The following is a 2,016-nucleotide window of genomic DNA, read 5'->3' as shown; positions in this document are numbered from 1 at the left end:
GTCGTGCTGTTCCACCCCGACGGCCGGGTCTGGTACGGGCGCCGCGCCGGCACGCCCGGTCCGCACAACTGGCAGTTCCCCCAGGGCGGCGTCGACGAGGGCGAGGACTACGAGGCCGCCGCGCGCCGCGAACTGGCTGAGGAAACCGGCGTCGTCTCGGCCGAACTGCTTGCCAGGACCGAAGAATGGATCGCCTACGCCTTCCCGGAGGACTACGGCGGAACCAAGCAGGCGCGCGGCTGGGCCGGCCAGAAGCAGAAATGGTTCGCCTTCCGCTTCACCGGCGACGAAGGCGAGATCGACCTCGAACAGCACGCGGAGATCGAGTTCGACGCCTGGCGCTGGGGCTCGCTGCACGAGGCGCCCGACCTGATCGTCCCCTTCAAGCGCGCCGCCTACGAGCAGGTGGTGCAGGCCTTCGCCCCGCTGGTGGTGTAGAGAGTAGTTCCAGCCTCTATCCCGTCATCCCCGGGCCTGACCCGGGATCACGGCGATAAGGTGCGGGTCCGTTATCTGCCCTGCCCCGCACCCGTCCGGCTTCAGCACCCGCTTCGTCGAGGCCGGATATTTGGCCATCAGCCGCGCCGGCCTGATCGGCCGGGGGACGAAGCCGCCGCCGCAGTTGGGGCAGACGCCCTTCAGCGTCCCGTCCGCGCAATCCGCGCAGAAGGTGCATTCGAAGGTGCAGATGCGCGCCCCGGCGCTGTCGAACGGCAGGTCGCGGTCGCAGCACTCGCAGTTGGGTCGAAGTTCGAGCATCGAAGGCCTCCTGGCCCCGAAGCTACACCGTCACTGCCCCGGCGCCAGCCGCATCAGCACGATGCCGGCGACGATCAGCCCCGCCGCCAGCACCCGCCACAGGCTGACGTGCTCCTGCAGAAAGACGGCGCCGACGATGAAGGCGCCGACCGCGCCGATCCCGGTCCACACCGTATAGGCCGTGCCCATCGGCAACGACCGCATGGCCAGAGCCAGCAGGGCGAAGCTCACCCCCATGAAGCCCAGCGTCGCCACGCTCGGCCACAGGCGGGTGAAGCCCGCCGACTGTTTCATGAAATACGCCCAGACGACTTCCAGCAGTCCGGCGATGATCAGATAGGTCCAGGCCACGCGCGGCCCTCCTCTCAAAGGGCCGGGCCGTCCCGGACTTCATCCCGCATGAGCGGGAGCGAGGACGTGGCCTCGTCTTGCGAAGGGCTATCTAGAACCTGCGGCGCGGGGGTCAAGCACGGCTGCAGCAGGTCGCGCCCCTTGTCATCCCCGAAGCCGCGCAGCGGCTATCGGGGACGGAGCGAGCCTCAAAGCAAATCGCCCGGGCGGCTCGAAGAGCCGACCCGGGCGACGATTGGATTTCAGATCGGCTCCCGGACAGGCTTCGCCTTCCGGGAGGGCGGCGCTGTTGATCGGCCACGTCCCGGATCACGGCTTCGCCGCGTCCGGGATGACAACGACCTACGCCGCCGCCACTTCCGAGGCCTGTTCGGCCAGGATGGTCAGGCCGGCCGGGGTGACGTCGGCGAAGCCGCCGTGGACCTCGAACTGGCGGCGCGAGCCGCCGTCGATGACCGTCACCACGCCTTCGCGCAGCGCGGTCATGAACGGCGCGTGGTCGGCCAGGACGCCGAAGTCGCCCTCGACGCCCGGCGCGTCGACCTGATCGACGAGGCCGGTGAAGACCTCGCGTTCAGGCGACACCAGCGAGAAGCTGAGCTTGCCGGCCATTATCAGGCCGCCTCGGCCAGTTTCTGGGCCTTCTCGACGGCTTCCTCGATGGCGCCGACCATGTAGAAGGCGGCTTCCGGCAGGTGATCGTATTCACCGGCCACGATGCCCTTGAACGAGCGGATCGTGTCTTCCAGCGAGACGAACTTGCCGGGCGAGTTGGTGAACTGCTCGGCCACGAAGAACGGCTGCGACAGGAAGCGCTGGATCTTGCGGGCGCGGGCCACGACCAGCTTGTCCTCTTCCGACAGCTCGTCCATGCCCAGGATGGCGATGATGTCCTTCAGCGCCTTG

Annotated in this window: 4 protein-coding genes and 1 pseudogene; 1 reads left to right on the top strand and 4 read right to left on the bottom strand. The window is 68.4% G+C overall.

What is annotated here, in order from left to right:
• A partial coding sequence (locus tag VGD32_RS09645; protein WP_331031676.1) for an RNA pyrophosphohydrolase occupies window positions 1–438 on the top strand: 438 nt, incomplete at its 5' end.
• A gap of 24 nt (window positions 439–462) precedes the next feature.
• On the opposite strand, the gene VGD32_RS09640 is transcribed toward VGD32_RS09645, so the two are convergent.
• From VGD32_RS09640 to VGD32_RS09625, 4 genes and pseudogenes are all read right to left on the bottom strand, one after another.
• Complete coding sequence (locus tag VGD32_RS09640; RefSeq protein WP_331031675.1) at window positions 463–759, bottom strand: DUF1272 domain-containing protein; 297 nt, start codon at window positions 757–759, stop codon at window positions 463–465.
• Window positions 760–789: 30 nt separating this feature from the next.
• Window positions 790–1,110 (bottom strand): multidrug efflux SMR transporter, encoded by a 321-nt coding sequence (locus tag VGD32_RS09635; RefSeq protein ID WP_331031674.1) that lies wholly within the window; start codon window positions 1,108–1,110, stop codon window positions 790–792.
• Window positions 1,111–1,452: 342 nt separating this feature from the next.
• A complete protein-coding gene (locus VGD32_RS09630) occupies window positions 1,453–1,722 on the bottom strand; it encodes an ATP synthase F1 subunit epsilon (RefSeq protein WP_324774559.1) in 270 nt (89 codons plus the stop codon).
• A 2-nt stretch (window positions 1,723–1,724) separates the two neighbouring features.
• Window positions 1,725–2,016: pseudogene (locus VGD32_RS09625) on the bottom strand (F0F1 ATP synthase subunit beta); the annotation flags it as partial.

Origin of the sequence: Brevundimonas sp., assembly GCF_036402095.1 — a bacterium.
GTDB lineage: Bacteria > Pseudomonadota > Alphaproteobacteria > Caulobacterales > Caulobacteraceae > Brevundimonas.
Note: the sequence above shows the minus strand (reverse complement) of the source record. Positions and strands in the feature narration are given on the sequence as shown.